This is a genomic window from Cloacibacillus porcorum, assembly GCF_001701045.1.
Classification (GTDB): Bacteria; Synergistota; Synergistia; order Synergistales; family Synergistaceae; genus Cloacibacillus; species Cloacibacillus porcorum.
Window position 1 is genome coordinate 2,787,588 of the sequence record NZ_CP016757.1, and the last position, 20,702, is coordinate 2,808,289.

Consider the following 20,702-nt stretch of genomic DNA (forward strand, 5'->3'; position numbering starts at 1 on the left):
TCAGCGTCCCCCTTCCGCAAGATTCAGCGTAAAGCGCATACCGCCGCCCGGTATCTGCTGTACGTCGCCAAGCTTGACGGTAAAGCCGTTCTTCGCAAGCGCGTCGCGCAGCAGCTGAATATGATCGGTTTTGGAGGCCTGGCCCTCAATCTCCGTACGTTCGCGTCCGTAACGTATCGCGTCGACCTTGATATCCGTCCCCGCCGGCAGCGTCTTCCAGGCCGCGGCGAAGTTCGCGAGCGTTCCCTCCAGTGTGAGCTGGACGCCGCCGCCCGTCAGAAGGCGCAGCCTCTTGGTGATATCCGCGAGAGGGCTGCGGCTAACCTCTCCTGTGGTAAGCCTGTATACCTCGGAGGGCGCCGCGGCAAAGGATTCAGACATGTATTTATTTTGTACAAGTATAAAAAGCGAAAGGATCAAAAACATCAGCCCCGCCGCCGAGGCGATCTTCACCGCTCGAAAGGCTGAATTGAAAAAGGCCTCGTACTGTTCGGCCATCGAGGCTCCGCGGTTGGAGAGGTCGAGCCGAGCAAGTCCCGGCGCGGCGGCAAAGGTCGCCGCTGCGGCACGCCGCAGCTCCTCGCGCGAAACATCCTCCGCGCAAAATATGCGTACGTTCTCCGCCGGTATCTCCCCGCCGGTCGAAGAGACATAGCTGCGCATCCACTGCGCGAGCTCCTCCGCGCCGCCAGAGGCGTATCTGTAAAGCTGCGGCGTATATTCCTTAAACCACACTGCGCAGGAAGAATCTCCCTCCTGCCAAACAATGAGGCCATCGCCGCCTATCTCGGCGGCAAAGGCTGCCGGAGCGGGCAGAAAGATACTTTTATTGCCCAGCCGCTCCTCATACTCCGATATCTCTTCCCTCGAGACGAACCAGGCCGCGCCGCGCGTGAGATTCGCACGCTGCTCGGCGACCTGCGGGACCAAAGAGAGCCTGGACTCCTGTTCGCCGAGGATCGGCCTAAATGTAAGGGTTATCGCGCTCCTTAAATTGACCTTACGACCAAAGGGAAAGGAGAAGGGAAATACCGTGGCAGTACGAAAAGGAATAAAGTAAGCTTCCGTCTCGCCGGCCAGCGGCAACTCCCCCCTCTCGCAGGAGAGGTGGTAAAATTTTATCTTATTCGGAGCCCTCGCCGGCTTAGCCGCAAAGGAAATTTTTTCCATTAACCTATGACCCTTTATCAGCACTGATCATTCCTCTCCGGCCTACGCCGCTGCGTCGTCATCATAAACGCGAAAAAGCTACTCTTCCCAGCTGAATATTTTGCATTTTTTACCGCTGCGCTCTACTATCACCCGATAATTTCTTGTATTGCCAACTTTGTCTTTAACATTCATCTCAAGCAGAAAATGCGTGCTTTCAAAACCAATGACATTCGCCAGCTTCGTCGCCACCGCCGCGGGAAATCCCGGCAGGCGTTTCAGATCTTCCATACTCGTGAGCGGTGAGATAAGCCGCTGCGCCGCGATATCCTGAGCGTGTGCGAGGGAGAGTCCGTCGTCTAGTTTCTCGATCACCTCAGGCGCGGCGACGTTTATATTTATCTTCTGGCCTCCGGGAACGGTAAGATACCTCGCCAGTCCGCCAGGATGCTCATTGTCGCCCCACAGCACCTTGTCATTGATCTCCGGCATCGCCTTAAACTCGTTAAGATCCGAGACAAGCCGGTTGATATTGCCGTCACGCTCCGCCCCGCCAAGCTTCTGGTTTTTATCCTTATCAATAAAGTCAAGCACCGGCGCCGCGAGCTCCGCGTGCTCTAATTCCTCCCAGATCGCGTCCCACGCGGTCTCATATTCCGAACGGAGGGTAACTCCGTCGGGAAGTAAAAGCCCATTCACAGATATTCTATCATTTAACGGCGTAATTCGAATGGAAATATCATAATCTCCGATCTCAATTTTCGTCCGCTGTCCCGGAGCGTAGAGCGGCTCGGTGAAACCGTCGTATTTATTGTCGTCGGCGGCGATCTTCCGTCCGATGACTCCCACCGCGATCTCGGCGGCGTTGCGGCATTTAAGTATATTCTCGCGCGTCGACACCCGCCGCGCCTCGGTGCGCGCGAACCAGGCGAAGGCCGTCGCCGAGGTTAGAAGCAGCGTCGTGGAGAGCAGAACGGAGACGAGGATGAAGCCGCTACTTCTCTGCCGCATTGGGAAACCTCTCAGTGTGCGAATAAGTGCCCTCTTTGGTGATGATCTCGGTCTTCAGAAGATTCGGGAGCTTTCCGTCATACTCCTGGGCCCATTTGTTCCCCTGCCATACATAGAATTTCACGCCAACCGCGTCGGCAAGCATAAGCTTCGCCACTTTAGGGTCGAGCTCGTCGGTGTTGACATCCATCGGCGACTCCGGCTCCGAGGCGGAGCGTCCGGAGATATCCCCCGATACGGTGGACTTTGATGGAACGTTGGCAAGCACCCAGCGGTAGAGTCCGGGCTTCGCGTTATTGAGGACACCCTTCGTCACGATCTTATAGACCACGACGCCGACATTTTTACCCTCGTACTTGGGAGCGGCGCTCCACATCACTAGACGGTCGTCGGCCTCGGTCGAAAAACCGCTCTTATGGATGATCTTAAAGGTTGAAAAAGAGGGGTTGGGAATGACGCGGCGGATATCGGAATATATCCTGTCCACCGCGGCGGCGGTGTTGTGAGAGCTACCCCACCGCCGCTGCGCCTCTTCCAGCGAACGAATCGTAAATACAAGCGGGGCGAGGGCGGCGGCGGCTATAATGCCGACCAGCCCCACTACGAGCATTATTTCGATGAGAGTAAATCCCGGGCTGACGCCGCGCCTCATCCTATTTTGAGAGCGGCCCCGCGTCGCCCGAAACGACTCGGTATTCCGAGGGGTGCAGATACCGCACAAGTTCGGAGAGCAGCGCCTGGTTTCCCGTACGCTGCGCCAGATTTATCAGCTCAAGCAGCTGCTTTGCCTGCGGCCTGGTCTTAAAGCTCCGATAGAGCTGCTCGATGCCGGCGGCAAGGTCCTCCGGCTTCTTCGTGACGTTTGCCACGGCAAGCAGATGATAGGCCAGCTGTTCGTTTGCCTCGTCCCTGCCCATCAGGCTATGCCGCGCCTCGTCTATGCGGTAGCGCTGCAGAGAAGCGCTGTTCGTCAGCGAGGCAGCGCGCAGATACTTATCGGCGCGGCAGCCCGAATAGAGGAAGATCATCCCCATCACGGCGACCGCCGCCATAAAAAACCCAAGAAGCCGATAGATGAAGCCGTGGCTGATCTCGCTGAATTTAGCCGAGAGCGGCAGCAGCTGCCGGTTGGCGACCGCAAAGGCCAGCGACAGCCAAATGACATTCTCTATCCGGTGGAACGGACGGCTGAATATAGCGTCGAACCAAATCAGATAGACGAAGGCGCAGCCCCACATCGCGGCATAGGAGAGATCCTTTTTCCGCGTCAGCGCGCGAATAAAGCTCCATATCCACCAGAGAGCCGCCCCCAGCAGGATCAGCGTCCCGAAAAGGCCGAATTCCGCCATCCACTGCAGATACTCGTTGTGGGCCCAGTAGGTAAACTGCCACTTCATCTCCGGATGGTCTTTGAAGGCATCTCGCTGCCCGTCGAGGTAATGCCACTTATAATGGCCGAGCCCCACGCCCGCGATTGGATGTTCCTTGACCACATTCCAGCTCGTGAGCCATATCTCGCGGCGCGCGCCGAAGTTGGCGGTGTTCAAAAGCATGTCGGAGGTTTTGTTTATCAGCGCATAGGCGCGGCTCCAGCCGAAGTAGCCCATACAGATGTTGACGACGAGCATCACGGCGACCAGCAGCGCGGCAAAGCCGACATTTTTCAGCAGCTTCCGCGGCTTGCAGTTCCAGATGATGACCGAGAGGATTATCGTCCCCGTCATTAGCGAGAGCATTCCCGCGCGCGTCGTCGAATTCCAGAGCCCCCACGAGTTGAAGGCCAGCATGACAAGGTTGGCGTACTTCATATTCCGGTATTTTTTCGGCTCGGCTTCGGAGAACTGCGAATATACCATATGGAGGAAGATGCCGTTCATCGCGGCCATCGCCATCCAGAGGCCGAACATCTCCTGCTGTCCCGTATTGCCGATATAGTTACCCGGCACGTTCATGATGAACCAGAAGGGGCCGTTCATATCCCGGATCAGCAGCTCGGCGAAGACGATGTTCACCGCCGCGTTGAGATTCGCGCACCAGAGCAGACAGCGCAGCGCCTTTTCTCCGGTAAAGAGGTTGTAACAGAAAATATAGGCGGCGAGCAGCGTCGCGAAGAAAAACCACTCCTTCATATAGGTGGAAAGGGCAAAGATATCGGCCCACAGAGGCTGCAGCGAGACAAAGGCCAGCAGCGAAAACCATACGCCGCCGAAGATATCAAGGCGGAAGCCGGTACGCTCCGCGCCGTAGAGGGCGAGAATGGCGCCGCCGATCAGCGATATCAGCGCGACAGGCACCATCGCCCAGGCCCATTTCATTATATGGAGCGTATCGAACCAGCTCACACCCGAGAATATCAGGTTCGGCAGCGCAAGCGAGACGAAAATCAGCGGATAAAATATCCACCGCGGCACCAACGATACGGGGCCGCCGTCAAGCAGTCCCCACGAGAATTTACTCTCCGTAGTTCTCTTCTTATTCGATGTTTTCACCAGGAATCACCTTTTTTCGCCGCGCCGCACATTGGCGGACACAGCTTAATATCCGCTGCTGTAGCCGTTTTCGAACCGCGCGAATTCGCGGAAGAATACCAGATCGACCTTTCCGGTGGGACCGTTGCGGTTCTTCGCAACTATTACCTCCGCCGTCGCGTCGTTCGTATCGTTCTCCTGTGCGTAATAGGCCTCGCGGTAGAGAAAGATGACCATGTCGGCGTCCTGCTCTATCGCGCCGCTTTCGCGCAGGTCGGAGAGCTGCGGCTTCTTCTTGTCGCGCTTTTCAACGTCGCGCGAAAGCTGCGAAAGCGCGAGCACCGGCACCTTGAATTCGCGCGCGATACTCTTCAGCGTGCGCGAGATCTCCGAGACCTCCTGGGTACGGTTCTCAATCCGCCGCGCCGCGTGCATCAGCTGGAGGTAGTCTACGACGATGAGGCCGCGTCCCTCGCCGTATTTCGCAAAGAAACGGCGGCAGCGCCCGCGCAGCTCCATCGTGTTCAGCGGCGAGCTGTCGTCGATAAAGACTGGGCTCTTCTCGATCGCCGCCGCGGCGTCTTTCAGCCGCTTCCACTGTTCGTTCTGCTGGCGTTTAGTCTCGAAGAGAGCCCTGAGATTGACCTTCGCCTCCGAGGAGAGCATTCGCTGCACTATCTGCTCCGCCGACATTTCAAGGCTGAAAATAAGGACGGGAATATTCTCCTGCATCGCCGCGTACTGCGCGATGTTTATCGCGAAGGCCGTCTTTCCCATCGATGGACGCGCCGCCAGTATATAAAGCCCGCCCGGCTGCAGGCCGGCGGACATGCTGTCAAAATCTTTGAATCCGGAGGGAACGCCCGTGACGGCCAGCCCTCCGGCGAGACGTTTTTCAATATCGGCCATCGCCGAGACCAGCACTTCGCGCGTGGAGCGTATGTTGGTGGTCTTCCCCGTGCGCGCGATCTCGAATACCCGCTGCTCCGCGGTCTCAAGCGCGTCGTCCACCTCGATGTCCTCGCTGAAGCCTAGACGCGAGATATCGCTGCCGACGACGATGAGCGAACGGTGTATCGACTTGTCGCGCACGATGCCGATATGATATTCGATATTGGCCGTCGTCGTCACCGATTCCATCAGAGAGGCGATAAAGGATATTCCGCCGAGGCGCTCCTCAAGACTCTGCTTTTTTATCTCGTCGCGAAAGGTGAGAGAGTCGACGGCGACGTTGCGCGAGGCCATCGACTCCATCACCTCAAAGGCCTTGCGGTGGCGCGGGTCGTAAAAATCCTCGGATGACAGCCCCTCCATGACGGCGGTCAGCGCCTCCGAGTCAAGAAGACACGAGCCAAGGACAGACCTCTCTGCCTCAAGGTTGAACGGCGGTATTCTGTCTATGGCGCTGTTGTTCTCCAAAACTTATTCAGTCTCCACCTTAAGCGTCATCTCCGCCTCGATGCCGGGATAGAGCTTTATCCTGAAGGTGTACGAGCCGGCCTGCTTGATAGACTCGTCAAGCTTGATATCTTTTTTATCGATGTTTACCATGAACTGGGCCGACAGCGCCTCGGCGACCTGCGCTGAGGTGACGCTGCCAAAGAGCTTTCCGCCCTCTCCCGCGCTGACCTTTACGGAGACAAGCTTACCGCCAAGTTTTTTCTTCGTATCCTCCGCGGCCTTCTGACGCTTGTCGTCGCGCGCCTTCTGCGTCTTCTGGAACTCCTGATACTCGCGCATCCTTCCCGGCGTAGCCTCCTCGGCGAGCCCGCGCCCGATGAGGAAGTTGCGTCCGTAGCCGTCGGAGACCTCGATCAGCTCTCCCTTTTTACCGACCTTCGCGACATCCTGCTTTAAAATTACTTTCATTTCTATTTCCTCCTTAATTTAATACGCCTGCGTAAATCGTACCATATATCAAAGATACCGATCATCGACAGCACATACGAGACCGGGGCGAAAAAGGCGCAGAAGAGCGTCAATATCACCCTGAGCGCCTTGTTCACCTTGTAGGCGCTCATAAAATACCAGAGCAGCGAGAGACCCTCAACGAGGAATATCCCGCGCAGCACCTCCATGAGGTTCAGCGAAAGCATCCGGTAGAGGCCGTCGTCGGGAAAGGCCTTGGAGGCCATATCAAGAATGAGCGCCGCGAGCAGCGCCCAGAATATATTCTTAGGAAAACGCCAGTGGACGAAGGGCGGCAGCGCCGGCAGCTTCACGCCTCCGGCCCGCTTGAAATAGAGCCGCGTCAGCACATAGCCCATCATAGTATCCGCCGCGGCGAAGAGTATCAGCATCGCGGGCATCATCAGCGAAACGGTCTGCGCCATCGTCTCCACATATTCATTAACGCTCTCCGGCGAGACGGAAACCCCTCCCTGTGAAAGAGCCGCCGAGACGGAGGCCGCCAATCCCTGCGCCGCCTCCGGCGTCATCATGAAGGGATTGACTCCGGCTGCATAGTGAAATCCCCCCATCATCAGCATCTTCACCGCCAGCGAGGCAAGCAGCGCGAAGATGACATAGTCCGCACCGCTGCGGATCTTGATCATCAGGATGCCCATCAAAAGGCCGAGCAGCGCAAATTCACAGGTATATAGAAAGGCCGATACCGGCCCCATAATGACATAGACAAAGAGAGTCCCGAAGACGGCCCCCAACGTGCCCTCGCGCACACCCTGCCGGCAGACGAGGATCATCAGCGGCACCGGCGCGGCCAAAATTATCAGCGGCGACAGGAAGGCAATCTCAATGCCAGCCATAAACATAAGGACGCTCAGCAATATCCAGAAAAACCATTCAAAAATAACTTTACCCTTCACGTCAGACCTCCGCCAGTTTTTATCAAAAAGAGAGCCGCAGACTCCCACATATTATAACAGCAGTTAAAAGAATTGTAGGGGCCCGCAGGCGACATCTTCCCGAATATCGCACGATAAACAGCCCTTCCACATCGGCTTCAGCGATGAAAACCATAAGTCTCAAAGACAAACAGTCTTTTATGATTTACATGATAATAGGAAAATCGGCGTGAAGAAGTGCTGTAGGCTAAATAAGCCGGTCCCTGAGTACCGGAGCCGTATTGTTCATACGGCGAGGACACTCAGGGGCCGGCTTATGACGCATACGGCGCTTATTCGCGCCGATTTTAGTCGGATGTGAAGGGCAGCAGCGCGATAAGCCTCGCGCGCTTGATCGCGCGCGTCAGCTGGCGCTGGTGCTTCGCACATGTACCAGTTACGCGGCGGGGGATTATCTTGCTGCGTTCCGTTATATATTTCTTAAGTTTGTCTATTTCTTTGTAATCGATGTGCTCGACTTTATCTACGCAGAAATGGCATACCTTCGGCCTGCGCTTGCGGCGCTTGCGGTTGAATGCGTTTTCCATTGCCTATCCACCTCTTTCTACTAGAACGGTATCTCTACATCTCCTGATGAATCAGGGCCTCCGAGCTCGGAAAAATCAAGCGGGAAATCATCCTCAAAGCCGGCCTCGCCTCTCAGGCTGCCCATATCGGGGGCCGCCATGGCGTCGGACTGCGGCTGCGGCGCGCGCCCGTAACCGGACTGCTGGCCTCCGCCGTAACTCTGCTGCTGATAACCGCCGGAACCTTCATCTTCTCTGCGGCCTGAACTCAGAAGAACGATGTTCTCTGCTACGACCTCCGTGACCCAACGGTGCTGGCCTGTCTTGATGTCGTCGAAATCACGCACGGTGATCCTTCCTTCTACCAATACAGGACGCCCCTTCTTAAGATAACGCTCACAGATATCCGCAGAGGCGCCCCAGGCCACCACGGGAATAAAATCCGTATGGCTCTGAAGCTCGCCGGTGGCTTTGTTCTTCCACTGACGCCCTATGGCTACCGTAATGCGCGCCACCTTCTGTTTGTTGGGCGTAAATCTTACATCCGGATCGCGTGCCAGGTTGCCCATCAGCACTGTCCTGTTATATCCTCTGGACATAAGACCTACTTCTCCTCAAGGTTGACGACCATCTGCCGCACAACGTAAGGCTTGAGGCTAAGGAGACGTTCCATTTCCTTAACCTGCGCGGGGTCGAGCTTAAACGTGTAGAGAGTGTAAAAGCCCTCTAGCTGTTTGTCGATGGGGTAGGCAAAACGCTTTTTGCCCCAAAGGTCGATCTTCTCAACCTCTGCTCCCAATCCGCGCACGATCTCGGCCGTATCTTCGGAAACTGTCTTATGATCCTCGATATCAGCCTTAAATATTACAACCATTTCGTAAGACCGCACGTACTTCACCTCCTCCCTTTGGACTCTGGCCTCTTCTATGGAAGAGACAGGGAAACACAATTCAGTATTGTACTTCAAGCGGACCGCTATTGCAAGCTGTCCTTTGACGTTATCTCGATTTTGTAGATCCGGTCGCCGGACTGCACCAGATTGAACTGCTCGGTGGCAAGACGCGCAATTCCCTCCGGGGTGCTGTAGTAGCGGATATCCTGCTTCAGCTTCTGGGTCTTACGCTCCTCTTTGACCAGCTCTTCCATCCTGCCGTCGAGCGCGGAGGCAAGCACGTCAATCTTCTCGATCTCCTTGAAGAAGGAGGTCAAGAGCACCGCGATCATAAAGGTCACCGCCGCTCCAAAGAGCACCCAGCGCAGTTTCGGCGCGTTCATCTCAGAGACCGGGCTCTATCGCCAGCCCTACATCTTCTCGGGGGCCGACACTCCGAGGATGCCGAGCGCGTTTTTCAGCGTCACGCGCGCCGCCTCCATAAGGAGGATGCGGCTCTTCATCACATTTTCCTCTACGCCGAGGACGCGCTGCGCGTTATAGAAGGCATGGAAGGCCTCCGCCAGCTCAGTCGCGTAGTAGACGAGGCGGTGCGGCGCCGTCTCTTCGGCGGCCTTCATGATCTCTTCGGGGAAGCGCGAGACAGCCTTCGCAAGATTTATCTCGGTCGGGTCCGTGAGCAGGCTCACGTCAAAATCTTCCATTGTCGGCATCGGAATGCCGCGCTCGGCAAGCTCGCGCCTGATGCTGCAGATGCGCGCGTGCGCGTACTGGATATAAAATACCGGGTTCTCCGACGAGGCCTTTTTCGCCAGCTCAAGGTCAAAGTCGACAGTGCTGTCACAGCGGCGGATGACAAAGAAGAAGCGCGCCGCGTCACGGCCGACCTCGTCCATGATCTCGCGCAGCGTCACTATCGTGCCAGCGCGTTTCGACATCTGCACCGGCTTGCCGTCGCGGAGAAGGTTCACCATCTGGATGAGAAGTACGTCAATACCGTCGTCGGGGAAGCCAAAGGCCTTATTCACCGACTTAAGACGCGGCACATAACCGTGATGGTCGGCGCCCCAGACATAGATATTCTTTTCAAACCCACGGTCATATTTATTCTTAAGATAGGCGACGTCCGAGGTAAAGTAGGTGGGCATCCCGTTTGAACGGATGAGGACGCGGTCCTTGTCGTCGCCGAACATCGTGGAACGGAACCAAAGGGCCCCCTCGTCCTCATAGGCATAGTCGCGCTCCTTGAGTGCCTGCATCGCGGGCTCCACAAGGTTGTCGTCGTAGAGCGACTTCTCCGAGAACCAGACGTCGAACTTGACGCCGAAATCTTCGAGGTCTTTCTTGATCAGTTCCAGGACCAGCCTGCCGGTCTCCTCCGAGAAAAACGGCAGCGTCTCCTCGAGCGGCTTCTGCGCGAGAGAGTCGCCGTATTTTTCCACATAGGACTTCGCGATATCGGACATATAATCCCCGTGATAGCCGTCCTCGGGCATCGGCGCCTCTTCAGCGCGTCCCAGCGCCTCAAAGTAGCGGGCCTGAGCCGATTTACCGAGCAGCTCCATCTGCAGTCCGGCGTCGTTTATGTAATATTCGCGCTCGACATTATAACCGGCAAAATCAAGCAGTGAGGCCGTTATATCGCCGACCGCCGCGCCGCGGCCATGCCCCATGTGAAGGGGACCAGTCGGATTCGCGCTGACAAATTCTACCTGTATGCGGCGTCCGCCGCCGATATTGCTTCTTCCGTAGTCGTCACCCTTTTCGATGGCGTTTTTCACCGTCTCCGTCACCCAGTTTGCGGAGAGGGTAAAGTTCATAAAACCGGGTCCGGCGACCTCGGCCCTGTCGATCACGGAATCCTTGGGAAGCTTGGCGATTATATCCTCGGCCAGGTCACGGGGCTTAACGCCGAAAGGCTTCGAGAGCTGCATCGCGATGTTCGTCGCCCAGTCGCCGTGCCCCTCCTGGCGGGGACGTTCAAGGCGTACCATAAAGTCCTCCGGTATCTGGTAGCCTTTCTCGGCGGCCACAGCCTTCACGGCCGTATCAAGGGCCTGTTTCAGTTCGTCTGTCATGTTCTGCAAGTCCGACACTCCTTATCTGTAAACTTTCTAAAAATATGCCACATACGCGCCGTGCCAACCGGCCCATGCCGAAAATGGCTGAGACGGCATATATACCGGCTTATATTATTTCCTGAACGGCAGGTCGAGCACCGGCCACCGCAGCGAGGCGGCAAGTTCCTCTCTCAGCACCTGCGCCAGCGTGCCGTCTATCTCGCGGCTCTTGACGACCCAGGTGCTGTCCGCAAGTAGCTCGGCCTTTTTGGGCCAGTGCGTGATTGACTCCTTGAGCACCGCCTTCGTGCCGGTGCCAAGCTGTTTCAGCGGCGGCGTCTGGAGCATCCTGAATCCTCGTGGCATCGACATCCGCACCTTCTGATCGATGATGAAGGGGAAGCGCAGAGTATATTTTTTCTCCCTGCCGATCATTTCGCTGACACGCAGCGGAATGCCTCCCGGCAGCCGCAGCAGCATGCTGCCTCCGTGGATGATCCCAGGAACGCACCTGACGTCAAACGAAAGCTTGTAACCGGTCGGGAGCGGCTCCACCGCCGTGGGGGTGATATCCATTCCCGGTATCGCGAAGTTTATCTTCGCGAGGAGGAAAGTCCCGATCTTATTCAGCGACGGCACCTCGTTGCCGGAGAAGATATCGCTCCAGCCGCCGGTGACCGTCACGTCGAGTTTGCCCTCCGCCTTGCCCTGATCGTCAAGCTTGAGCCGCCACAGAAGCGCGAGGCGGTTGTCCGACGACGAACCGGCGGGAAGCCTCTTTGTCACATATTCGTCGTCCTTCAGCCCATAAAGCTCGGTTCCGGCGATCGACGAGGGCACGCGGTCAAATGTAAAGGGCAGTCCCGCCTTAAAGTAGGAAGATTTCGCTCCCTCGCGTGGCTTCAGCTCAAGTACCGGATAGGCAAAGAGCGTCGTGGAGGCCGGCGTCGTCTCGTCAAGGGGCATCTTGCCCTCCAGCCATAGAGAGACAGTCCAGCCTTGCGAGGCAAGCCACTTATTGAGCAGCAGCGTCTGTTCCCACGGCGTCCACGGCCCCTCCGCCGGGATCTGGTCCGCCGCGCGGACCCAGTTTTCCGGATAACCGACCAGGGTACGTTCCGGGGCGCTGACCCATTCGATCAGCTTCGCACCGGCACGCGCCGAGTCGCCCTTCATCGAGACGGGCAACGGCAGCGGAGGCATCGAGGCGGCCATTTCGCGAATCATACGAAGGCTGTGAAGCACTCCCTTTTTAGAGCTGAAAGAGAGCATCGGACGCTCATTTGTAACAAACCCCTCTCCGTGCCACGGCAGCTGATTCATCACCTGCCAGCTATAGCGCTGCACGTTGTTTTGTTTTGTGATGAGGGGCTCTTTCATATCGCGGCCGGTCCAGAATATCTCCATACCCTCGGGAAGTTCTACGCTGACGTTCTGCTCCCAGATCGGCAGGCTGCCGGCCATATTGACCGTCTCATCCACGCCGTAACGGTTCGCGCGGTTCTCTTTGACGACGATCACGACGGCACGGCCGACGGTATCATCGGGCACTGATATGACGTTCACACTGGCGCCGCCCGCAAGTTTTTCTTCGGTTACGGGCAGAGAACCCTCTTTCATGCCGGTCATCGGGTTGTACCAGGCGGCCTCCTCGACGACGAGCGAGCCGTCCGCCGGGACCGGATAGCGCAGCGTCTTCCAGTCCTCCGGCACCCGCTCACCCATCATTATGATGGTATAGCGCCTGTTTTCCATCGATCCGTCGGCCAGCATTCTCGATTCGTTGTTGCGGAGCCATATTACCGCGCTGTTGTCTCCGAAGGTCTCCAGCGAGGGAACCTCCTTTTTCAGGCGCGCAATCTCATCCCCGCTGTTCCATGCGCAGGCGGCGACGGCGCTTGAGGAGAGAATCAGCAGCGCGGCCGCAAATACGGCGGCCTTCTTGAAGAAATTATCCTTCATAATCGTGATATCGCGCCTCCTATCTCTATTTATCTCTTCCACAGCACTGTTTGTATTTTTTCCCGCTGCCGCAGGGGCAGGGGTCGTTACGCCCAATCTTTACCTCGTTCACGATCGGCTGCGTCTTTTGAGCGGTAGCGAGCGCGCCTGGGTTTTCCATATCATCACTGTAGGAGCCGCCGGTTGCCGCCGGAATATCTAAGGCTTCACGGCTTTCGCGCCACCTCTTACTGCGCTCTTCCCTCTCCGGCTCCTTGGTGACCACAGATACACGCAGCGCGAATTCGGTGATGCCTTCGCGTACCTGATTGAGCATCTCCTGGAAGAGGTTGAATGATTCAAACTGGTATTCGACAAGCGGATCCTTCTGTCCGATGGCGCGCAGCCCGATACCACGGCGCAGCTCGTCCATCGCGAGCAGATGTTCCTTCCAGTTCTTGTCAAGCACCTCAAGGAATATATATCTGAATATCTGCTCCGAGAGCTCTTCTCCAAGCTCCGCCGTCTTCTGGTTGAAACGCGCGCGTATCTCTTCGATGATCTTCGGGCGCGCCTCTTCAAGTTCAACCTCCGCCTGCACACCGTCAAGGTGGCGCGCGATGCCGGGCCAGAAGAGGGCATTCAGGCGGACGCTGACGGAGGCCACATCCGGCTCGTCGGCGCTCTTGTCGGCAAATATTTTGTCGAGCTGCGCCTGGGCAGTGTCTTCAAGAACCCCAAGGGTACGCTCAACGATATCTTTATCGTCAAGTATCTCCGCGCGCTCGCGATAGACGGCCTCGCGCTGGCGGTTCATCACGTTGTCATAGGAAAGGAGCTGCTTACGGATGTCAAAGTGCATCTCCTCCACCTTTTTCTGGGCGTTTTCGATCGCCTTGGAGAGCAGCGGGTGCTCTATCGATTCGCCCTTCTCCATACCCAGCTTGTCCATGATGCCGGAGATCCGGTCCCCGCCAAAGAGGCGGATCAGGTCGTCCTCAAGGGCGATATAGAAGCGGCTCTCACCGGGGTCACCCTGGCGTCCGGAACGGCCGCGGAGCTGGTTGTCTATGCGGCGCGATTCATGGCGCTCGGTGCCGATGATGCGCAGCCCGCCGGTCTCGATGACCTTATCGTGTTCCTCGGCGCAGACCGCCTTATATCTTTCAAGGGTCTCGGCGTAGAGCTGGGGCTCCGCCGCCGGATCTATACCCTGCTTCTCAAGCTCCTCGCGCGCGAGGAACTCCGGGTTTCCGCCAAGTACGATGTCGGTACCGCGTCCAGCCATGTTGGTGGCGACAGTAACCGCGCCGAAACGCCCGGCCTGGGCGACGATCGAGGCCTCTTTATCGTGCACCTTCGCGTTGAGCACATTGTGCGGTATCTTACGCACACGCAGCAGCTTGCTTACTCGCTCCGAATGCTCGATAGAGGCGGTACCAATCAGGATCGGCTGCCCCTTGGCGTGAAACTCCGCCACCTCGTCGGCCGCCGCGATATATTTCTCCTCCGCCGTCTTATAGACGGCATCCGGCTGGTCGACGCGGATCATCGGCCTGTGTGTCGGGACCACGATGACCTCGAGCCCGTATATCTCCTTGAATTCTTCCGCCTCGGTGAGCGCGGTGCCGGTCATACCGGCGAGCTTCTTGTACATGCGGAAATAGTTCTGCAGCGTGATTGTCGCGAGCGTCTGATTCTCGCGTCCCACCTTCACGCGCTCTTTAGCCTCGATAGCCTGGTGAAGACCGTCAGAATAGCGGCGGCCGAACATCAGGCGCCCCGTAAATTCGTCTACGATGACGATCTCGCCGTCCTTGACGACGTAATGGACGTCACGCTGGAAGAGGTGATGCGCCTTAAGCGCCTGCACGATCTTATGCGAGAGAGAGGAGTTCGCGAAGTCTGTGAAGAGGTTCGGCAGTTTCATGATGCGCTCGGCCTTGGAGATACCCTCCTCCGTCAGCGCGAGGTTGCGCTCCTTCTCGTCGAGCTCGAAGTCAGCGCCCTTCACCAGCTCACGGGCGACTCCGTCCGCGACACGGTAGGGTTCGGTATCGTCCTCAGAGGGGCCGGAGATTATCAGCGGCGTCCTCGCCTCGTCTATCAATATCGAGTCGACTTCGTCGACGATGCAGAAATAATGGCCGCGCTGTACCTGCTGCTCCTTCTGGATCGCCATATTGTCGCGTAGGTAGTCAAAGCCAAATTCACTGTTCGTACCATAGGTGATATCACAGCGGTAGGCGGCGAAACGCTCCTCCTCGGGCATAAAGGGCGAGATCACCCCCACCGACAGCCCCATGCCCCTGTAGACCGGCCCCATCCAGGCGGCGTCGCGCGCGGCGAGGTAGTCGTTCACCGTGATGACGTGGACGCCCTCTTTTGTCATCGCGTTCAGAGCGACGGCAAGGGTCGCGACGAGGGTCTTTCCTTCGCCGGTCTTCATCTCCGCGATGTTTCCGTCATGGAGCGCCATACCCCCGATAAGCTGTTCCTTGAAATGGCGCAGCCCCAGCGTGCGCTTTGAGACCTCGCGCACCCTCGCAAATACCTCGGGCATGATATCGTCAAGAGATTCTCCCTTGTCGAGCCGCTCCTTAAAGATTACCGCGGACTGAGCCAGCTCTTCGTCAGAGAGTTTTTCGAGCTCCGCCTCGTAGGAATCTATGATCTCCGTCTTCTTCTCGTACTTTGCCACGGCCCTGTCGTTCGGATCAAAGCCTAGCGCCTTTATTACACCGTTCAGAAATCCCATCTATAATTTTTCCACCTTTCAGGCGGCACAACACAACATGCCGCACATTTCATGCGTACCATATCAGGTGATTATATACTTATATATATATCGAAGTCAAAATAATTTGTACAAAAAGCGGGACAAACACATGAAAATCAGACATCTGCGCCCAACATCGCGGGCCGTTTATGTTCGTCAAAAGAATCTGATACGATCACTATCATACAAAAATTAGGCTTCCTCTTAAATCCGTCCCCAAATAAAAACGTCAGGGGGCCAAGCGAAAATGTAAAGGGGCTCCGGATGAAAACCGAAGCCCTTTAGTTTTTCGGTAAATCTCGGATGTGCCCTTTGTCAGGGGAGACGCTATTTTTTCTTTCCTCCAAGATAGGCCTCTTCGATCTCCGGGTTATGCAGAAGGTCATCCGACTTGCCCTCCATCATGATCTTGCCCGTCTGAATAACATAGGCGCGGTGGGAGAGCTGCAGAGCCTTTCTCGCGTTCTGCTCGACGATGAGAATCGTCATGCCAAGCTGCCGGTTGACCTCGGTCAGCTCCTTGAATATCTCATTGATAATGATCGGGGCAAGTCCGAGCGACGGTTCGTCGAGAAGAAGCACGCGGGGTTTTGCCATCAGCGCACGGCCGATGGCGAGCATCTGCTGTTCGCCGCCGGAGAGCGTGCCGGCATACTGGTTTTTACGCTCAAGCAGGCGGGGAAATAGTTGAAATACCTCTTCCTTCTGCTTCTCTATCTGGCTTCTGTCGGAGAGCGGAAAGGCTCCCATATCAAGATTCTCAAGTACGGTAAGCGGGGCAAAGACCTTGCGCCCTTCGGGAGAGAGGCTGATTCCCGCGGAGACGACCTGGTAGCTCTTATGGGGCAGCAGCTTGCCGTCAAGCAGTATCTCGCCGGATGCGCGCGGCACGTCGCCCATTATCGCGTTCATCATCGTCGACTTACCGGCGCCGTTCGCGCCGATGACGGCGACGATCTCTCCGGCGTAGACGTCAAGCGAAGCTCCCTTAAGGGCCTGGATCGCGCCGTAATTTACCACAAGATCCTTTACGGAGAGGATAGGGGTTCTCTCTTCCATGGCTATTCCTCCTCTCCAAGATAGGCCTTAAGCACGTCGGGGTGGCTCTGTATCTCCTCCGGCGTTCCCTCGGCGATCTTCGCGCCGAAATTCATACATACAATGTGCGGACATATCTCCATCACCATATCCATATGGTGTTCGATGAGCAGGATCGTGAGGTTAAAATCTTTGTGAATGTCGGTTATGAGATGGTTGAGCTGTTCAACCTCCTCGGCGTTCATACCGGCGGCAGGCTCGTCAAGCAGGAGCAGTTCCGGCTTGAGCGATATCGCGCGGGCAATCTCCAGACGCCGCTGAAGACCGTAAGGCAGCGTGCCGGCAGCTTGGTCGGCGCGGTCGGCGAGACCTACGCGTTCGAGAAGCTCCATGCTCTCCTTACGCGTCGCGGATTCTTTGCTCTTCCAGCGTCCGAGGTGGGAAACGGCCTCAAAGAAGTTATACTTGTAATGCTGCTGCGCGGCGGTCATTACGTTTTCGAGGACGGAGGAGGCGGCGAAAAGACGGAGGTTCTGAAAGGTACGCGCAATCCCCAGCGAAATGACCTGAAAGGTCTTGAGCTTATTGATGTTATTGCCCTTAAACTCGATATCGCCGCTCGTCACATCATAAACGCCGGTGATAAGGTTGAAGATCGTCGTCTTACCCGCCCCGTTGGGGCCGATAAGCCCGGCAAGCTCGCCCCTGTTTATCACAAAACTCATATCGTGGACGGCCTGAACTCCGCCGAAGGCTTTGTTAACATTTTTTAATTCAAGTACGGTGCTCATCAGCGGGCTCCCTCCTCTGCGGCGTCAGCCTTTTTTTTGCGTGAAAAGAGTCTCTTTATGTAGCCGGGCGTAAGTTCGCTGGTCCCCATGATGCCCTCAGGGCGCAGGACCATCACCAGCACCAGCACCAGGCCGTAAATGAGCATACGGTACTGCGAAATGGGGCGGAAAAGCTCAGTGACAAGGGTCAGAATCGTGGTACCGATCAGACAGCCGCTCATAGAACCTAGGCCTCCGAAGACGACGACGGAGACAAGTTCCGTCGATTTCGCCATGTCAAACATTACCGGCTGTATAAATGACATGTAGCCGGCAAGAAGCCCGCCCGAAACGCCGCAGTAAAAGCCGGATATCGCGAGGCTCAGGACACGGAAATGAGCCGTATTGAAACCCAGCAGCGAAGCGGCCACGTAGTCGTCGCGGCAGGCCTTAAAGGCGCGGCCGTAGGTGCTGTTGACGAGGAAGAACATCGCCACCGCCAGTACAATGAAAAAACATACCGCCACCGGCATCGTGGTATAGCCGTCGATGCCGGGGTAGCCGCGCGCGCCGCGCGTGACGGAGTTCCAGTTTTCGATAATGAGCCTGATCGCCTCTCCGAGTCCCAGCGAGACGATGGCGTAGTAGTCGCCCACAAGTTTCAGCGTTGGGATACCGATAAGATATGCTAGGATCATAGCCAGAATACCGCCAGCGATGATAGCAACGACATAATGGACGCCGTATTCGACCGTCAGGATGGCGGCCGTGTAGGCTCCAATAGCCATGTATCCGGCATGACCGAGGGTAAAGACTCCCGTAAAGCCCGTAAAGAGTGAAACTCCGAGGGCTGCGACGCAGTTGATTGCGAGAAGGGTGATAACACCGATGGCATAGCCTTCCATAAAGATTATCCCCCTTACACCTTTTCTCCGACGGATTTCCCAAAGAGCCCCGTCGGGCGCACGATCAAAGTCACGATAAGGATGCCGAAGACGACCAGGTCACGGAACTGGCTGGAGATGAAACCGGCCGTAAGCATCTCCGCGAGACCAAGAATGAGGCTGCCGACAACCGCTCCCGGCAGCGAGCCGAGACCGCCGATGACCGCGGCGACAAAGGCCTTCGTCGTTATCATGCCAAGCTGCGGGTAGAGGGTGTAGCGGACAGAGAGGAAGATGCCGCCGACACCGGCGAGAAGCCCAGCAACAAAGAATACGATGGCGATGAGCCTGTTCACGTTGACTCCCATCAGCCCGGCAGTTTTGAGGTTATAGGAGGCGGCACGGATGGCAAGCCCCCATTTGGTCTTGACGAGGAATATCTGCAGCCCCACGAGGAATACTACTGCCGTGACAAGTGAAAGGATGTCAAAGGCGCTGGTGGTGGCCAAGCCGAAGAAATTTACCGGATTAGTCGGAATCACAGGCGGCAGGGCGCGAAAACGTCCTCCGACCGTGACCACGAAAATATTTTCAATCACGATGCTCATGCCCATGGAGGCGATAAGCATATAGAGGGTGACAGGGGTACGTTCCCTGATGGGACGATAGGCGAGACGTTCGACGATGATAGCCGAGAGTCCCGAGCCAACCAGCGCCGCCAGCGACGCGAGCCAAATGTTCATCCCACCGGCGCGAAGCGCGAAATAACAGATATATCCGCCGATGACCAGAAATCCGCCATGGGCAAAATTGGAAAATAAGAGAACTGAATATACGAGCGAATAACCAACTGCGATAAGGGCGTATACAGAACCCAGGGACAGTCCGTTAATAAGCTGCTGGATAAGGGTCTCCAATGGCAACACCTCAAACCTTTCCTGCTGATAAGCAAATAAGCGGGGTCTTGTGTAGGAAAAAGTGCCCAAGGTTCAGTCAAGAACCTTGGGCCGCGTGTATCAGTTGTTTATTTCGGTTCTACCTTCTTATAGAACTTGGTTTTAAGGTCGTCTCCGACTTTAAGGATAATACCGGCCTTATTGATCGGGTTGTGGGTCGCGGGGTCGATGGTGAGCGTGGCGTGGTGCAGCTTCAGCCCCTTCGTCTCTTCGAGAGCCTTGGCTATCGCCTGTCCGTCTGCCTTGCCGGCGCGCTTGATCGCGTCGATGAGCCAGTACATCGCGTCATAGGCCATCGTACCGTTCACGAATTCTTTGCAGTCGTCCTTATAGACTTCCTTGTAACGTGCGAATATCGGCGCCATTTCGGGGTCGTCGAGGTACGTATGGTTGACCCAGAACGTACCCTTCATCGCGGGTCCGGCGATCTCGTTCATAAATTCGGCATAGCCGTCGCCGCCGATGATCGTCACTTTAAGTCCAAGTTCCTGCGCCTGCTTGATGGCGAGCGCCATATCCTTGCCCATGCCGGGCAGGAAGAGCAGGTCGGCGCCGGAGTTCTTGATCGTCGTCAGCTGAGCGCGGAAGTCGACGTCCGTCTCACGGAAACCTTCGTCGGCAACGATCTTTCCGCCGAGCTTCTCGTAGTCCTTGACAAAGAACTCACGCAGCCCCTGAGCGTAGTCGGAACCTACGTTGTAGAGGATGGCGGCCTTGGTCTTTTTAAGGTCGTTGTAGGCGAGGTCTGCCGCGAGGGCGCCCTGGTAGGGGTCGGTAAAGCAGATACGGAACGAATAGGGACGGACCTTACCCTTATTGTCGACCGTTACAAAGGGGTTAGTCCCGACAGTTGAGATCTGCGGGGTCTTGCCCTTGGCGACGATAGGCGCGGTGGCGATGTTAATGCCGCTGGAATTCGCTCCGACGATCGCGCAGACCTTATCGCTCTCGATCATGCGGCGCACGGCGTTGACCGCGTCTTCGTTACGTGTCTTAGTATCATAGGGAATAAGTTCAATTTTACGCCCAAGGATGCCTCCCTTGGCGTTGATGTCGCCAACGACAAGCTTAGCCATGTTGACCTCTGTAATTCCGTACTGGGCATAGTCTCCGGTAAGGGCCGCAAGATAACCGATCTTGATGGGTTCCGCAGCCATCGCGGTTCCGGCTGCGAATACGACGATAATGAGAGCCAGTAAAGCTAGTACTTTTCTCAATACAGTGCACCTCCATATTGTTTTGTGTATCAACTTGACGCTTTACTTATTTTATAGTTTTGTCAGCAATATGTAAAGGTAATTTGCCATGGTTAATTATGTTTATTAAAATTTTTGAATTGAACGACGAATTGAGTTTATTTTTTAGATAACTATCTACAAAAATA

At 56.3% G+C, this 20,702-nt stretch carries 19 protein-coding genes; all 19 read right to left on the minus strand.

What is annotated here, in order from left to right; genetic code table 11:
- The 19 genes from gspL to BED41_RS12760 all read right to left on the minus strand — a co-directional run bounded on the left by gspL (position 1) and on the right by BED41_RS12760 (position 20,535).
- A complete protein-coding gene (gene gspL, locus BED41_RS12670; protein ID WP_066746961.1) occupies positions 1 to 1,170 on the minus strand; it encodes a type II secretion system protein GspL in 1,170 nt (389 codons plus the stop codon).
- A 78-nt stretch (positions 1,171 to 1,248) separates the two neighbouring features.
- A complete protein-coding gene (locus BED41_RS12675) occupies positions 1,249 to 2,160 on the minus strand; it encodes a type II secretion system minor pseudopilin (RefSeq protein ID WP_066746964.1) in 912 nt (303 codons plus the stop codon).
- Complete coding sequence (locus BED41_RS12680; RefSeq protein ID WP_066746967.1) at positions 2,144 to 2,812, minus strand: pilus assembly FimT family protein; 669 nt, start codon at positions 2,810 to 2,812, stop codon at positions 2,144 to 2,146. The genes BED41_RS12675 and BED41_RS12680 overlap by 17 nt, the downstream gene beginning before the upstream one ends.
- Before the next feature lies 1 nt (position 2,813).
- On the minus strand, positions 2,814 to 4,649 hold the full coding sequence (locus BED41_RS12685; protein ID WP_157102357.1) for an O-antigen ligase family protein: 1,836 nt from the start codon (positions 4,647 to 4,649) through the stop codon (positions 2,814 to 2,816).
- Between the two features lie 45 nt (positions 4,650 to 4,694).
- A complete protein-coding gene (gene dnaB / locus BED41_RS12690; protein ID WP_066746974.1) occupies positions 4,695 to 6,047 on the minus strand; it encodes a replicative DNA helicase in 1,353 nt (450 codons plus the stop codon).
- A 3-nt stretch (positions 6,048 to 6,050) separates the two neighbouring features.
- Positions 6,051 to 6,497, minus strand: coding sequence for a 50S ribosomal protein L9 (gene rplI / locus BED41_RS12695; protein ID WP_066746976.1), 447 nt, complete (start codon positions 6,495 to 6,497; stop codon positions 6,051 to 6,053).
- Positions 6,498 to 6,499: 2 nt separating this feature from the next.
- The gene (locus tag BED41_RS12700) at positions 6,500 to 7,453 is read right to left on the minus strand and encodes a DUF2232 domain-containing protein (protein ID WP_066746978.1); all 954 of its coding nucleotides are present in this window, start codon (positions 7,451 to 7,453) and stop codon (positions 6,500 to 6,502) included.
- 326 nt (positions 7,454 to 7,779) lie between these two features.
- Positions 7,780 to 8,019: a 30S ribosomal protein S18 gene (gene rpsR, locus BED41_RS12705; protein ID WP_008713266.1), complete on the minus strand. Its 240-nt coding sequence runs from the start codon at positions 8,017 to 8,019 to the stop codon at positions 7,780 to 7,782.
- Positions 8,020 to 8,039: 20 nt separating this feature from the next.
- A complete protein-coding gene (locus BED41_RS12710; protein WP_066746981.1) occupies positions 8,040 to 8,597 on the minus strand; it encodes a single-stranded DNA-binding protein in 558 nt (185 codons plus the stop codon).
- Positions 8,598 to 8,602: 5 nt separating this feature from the next.
- Positions 8,603 to 8,887 carry a 30S ribosomal protein S6 gene (rpsF, locus tag BED41_RS12715; RefSeq protein ID WP_066746985.1) on the minus strand — a complete coding sequence of 95 codons (285 nt, stop codon included), beginning with the start codon at positions 8,885 to 8,887 and terminating at the stop codon, positions 8,603 to 8,605.
- A gap of 86 nt (positions 8,888 to 8,973) precedes the next feature.
- Positions 8,974 to 9,273: a septum formation initiator gene (locus tag BED41_RS12720; protein WP_066746988.1), complete on the minus strand. Its 300-nt coding sequence runs from the start codon at positions 9,271 to 9,273 to the stop codon at positions 8,974 to 8,976.
- Positions 9,274 to 9,300: 27 nt separating this feature from the next.
- Positions 9,301 to 10,968: an arginine--tRNA ligase gene (gene argS, locus BED41_RS12725; RefSeq protein ID WP_229712445.1), complete on the minus strand. Its 1,668-nt coding sequence runs from the start codon at positions 10,966 to 10,968 to the stop codon at positions 9,301 to 9,303.
- Positions 10,969 to 11,082: 114 nt separating this feature from the next.
- Complete coding sequence (locus BED41_RS12730; protein ID WP_066746993.1) at positions 11,083 to 12,912, minus strand: hypothetical protein; 1,830 nt, start codon at positions 12,910 to 12,912, stop codon at positions 11,083 to 11,085.
- A gap of 25 nt (positions 12,913 to 12,937) precedes the next feature.
- Positions 12,938 to 15,649 carry a preprotein translocase subunit SecA gene (secA, locus tag BED41_RS12735; protein WP_066746996.1) on the minus strand — a complete coding sequence of 904 codons (2,712 nt, stop codon included), beginning with the start codon at positions 15,647 to 15,649 and terminating at the stop codon, positions 12,938 to 12,940.
- Positions 15,650 to 15,997: 348 nt separating this feature from the next.
- Positions 15,998 to 16,729 carry an ABC transporter ATP-binding protein gene (locus BED41_RS12740; protein ID WP_066746999.1) on the minus strand — a complete coding sequence of 244 codons (732 nt, stop codon included), beginning with the start codon at positions 16,727 to 16,729 and terminating at the stop codon, positions 15,998 to 16,000.
- 2 nt (positions 16,730 to 16,731) lie between these two features.
- On the minus strand, positions 16,732 to 17,499 hold the full coding sequence (locus tag BED41_RS12745) for an ABC transporter ATP-binding protein (RefSeq protein ID WP_066747002.1): 768 nt from the start codon (positions 17,497 to 17,499) through the stop codon (positions 16,732 to 16,734).
- Positions 17,499 to 18,383 carry a branched-chain amino acid ABC transporter permease gene (locus BED41_RS12750; protein WP_066747005.1) on the minus strand — a complete coding sequence of 295 codons (885 nt, stop codon included), beginning with the start codon at positions 18,381 to 18,383 and terminating at the stop codon, positions 17,499 to 17,501. The genes BED41_RS12745 and BED41_RS12750 overlap by 1 nt, the downstream gene beginning before the upstream one ends.
- 14 nt (positions 18,384 to 18,397) lie before the next feature.
- Positions 18,398 to 19,279: a branched-chain amino acid ABC transporter permease gene (locus tag BED41_RS12755; protein WP_066747008.1), complete on the minus strand. Its 882-nt coding sequence runs from the start codon at positions 19,277 to 19,279 to the stop codon at positions 18,398 to 18,400.
- Positions 19,280 to 19,386: 107 nt separating this feature from the next.
- Entirely contained in the window at positions 19,387 to 20,535 is a 1,149-nt protein-coding gene (locus tag BED41_RS12760; protein WP_066747009.1) for an ABC transporter substrate-binding protein, read from the minus strand.
- Between the last annotated feature and the right edge of the window lie 167 nt (positions 20,536 to 20,702).

Coding starts and splice junctions, on each gene's coding strand:
- gspL (WP_066746961.1), bottom strand. CDS start 1,170: ATGGAAAAAATTTCCTTTGCGGCTAAGCCGGCGAGGGCTCCGAATAAG.
- BED41_RS12675 (WP_066746964.1), bottom strand. CDS start 2,160: ATGCGGCAGAGAAGTAGCGGCTTCATCCTCGTCTCCGTTCTGCTCTCC.
- BED41_RS12680 (WP_066746967.1), bottom strand. CDS start 2,812: ATGAGGCGCGGCGTCAGCCCGGGATTTACTCTCATCGAAATAATGCTC.
- rplI (WP_066746976.1), bottom strand. CDS start 6,497: ATGAAAGTAATTTTAAAGCAGGATGTCGCGAAGGTCGGTAAAAAGGGA.
- rpsR (WP_008713266.1), bottom strand. CDS start 8,019: ATGGAAAACGCATTCAACCGCAAGCGCCGCAAGCGCAGGCCGAAGGTA.
- BED41_RS12710 (WP_066746981.1), bottom strand. CDS start 8,597: ATGTCCAGAGGATATAACAGGACAGTGCTGATGGGCAACCTGGCACGC.
- BED41_RS12720 (WP_066746988.1), bottom strand. CDS start 9,273: ATGAACGCGCCGAAACTGCGCTGGGTGCTCTTTGGAGCGGCGGTGACC.
- argS (WP_229712445.1), bottom strand. CDS start 10,968: ATGACAGACGAACTGAAACAGGCCCTTGATACGGCCGTGAAGGCTGTG.
- BED41_RS12730 (WP_066746993.1), bottom strand. CDS start 12,912: ATGAAGGATAATTTCTTCAAGAAGGCCGCCGTATTTGCGGCCGCGCTG.
- secA (WP_066746996.1), bottom strand. CDS start 15,649: ATGGGATTTCTGAACGGTGTAATAAAGGCGCTAGGCTTTGATCCGAAC.
- BED41_RS12740 (WP_066746999.1), bottom strand. CDS start 16,729: ATGGAAGAGAGAACCCCTATCCTCTCCGTAAAGGATCTTGTGGTAAAT.
- BED41_RS12745 (WP_066747002.1), bottom strand. CDS start 17,499: ATGAGCACCGTACTTGAATTAAAAAATGTTAACAAAGCCTTCGGCGGA.
- BED41_RS12750 (WP_066747005.1), bottom strand. CDS start 18,383: ATGGAAGGCTATGCCATCGGTGTTATCACCCTTCTCGCAATCAACTGC.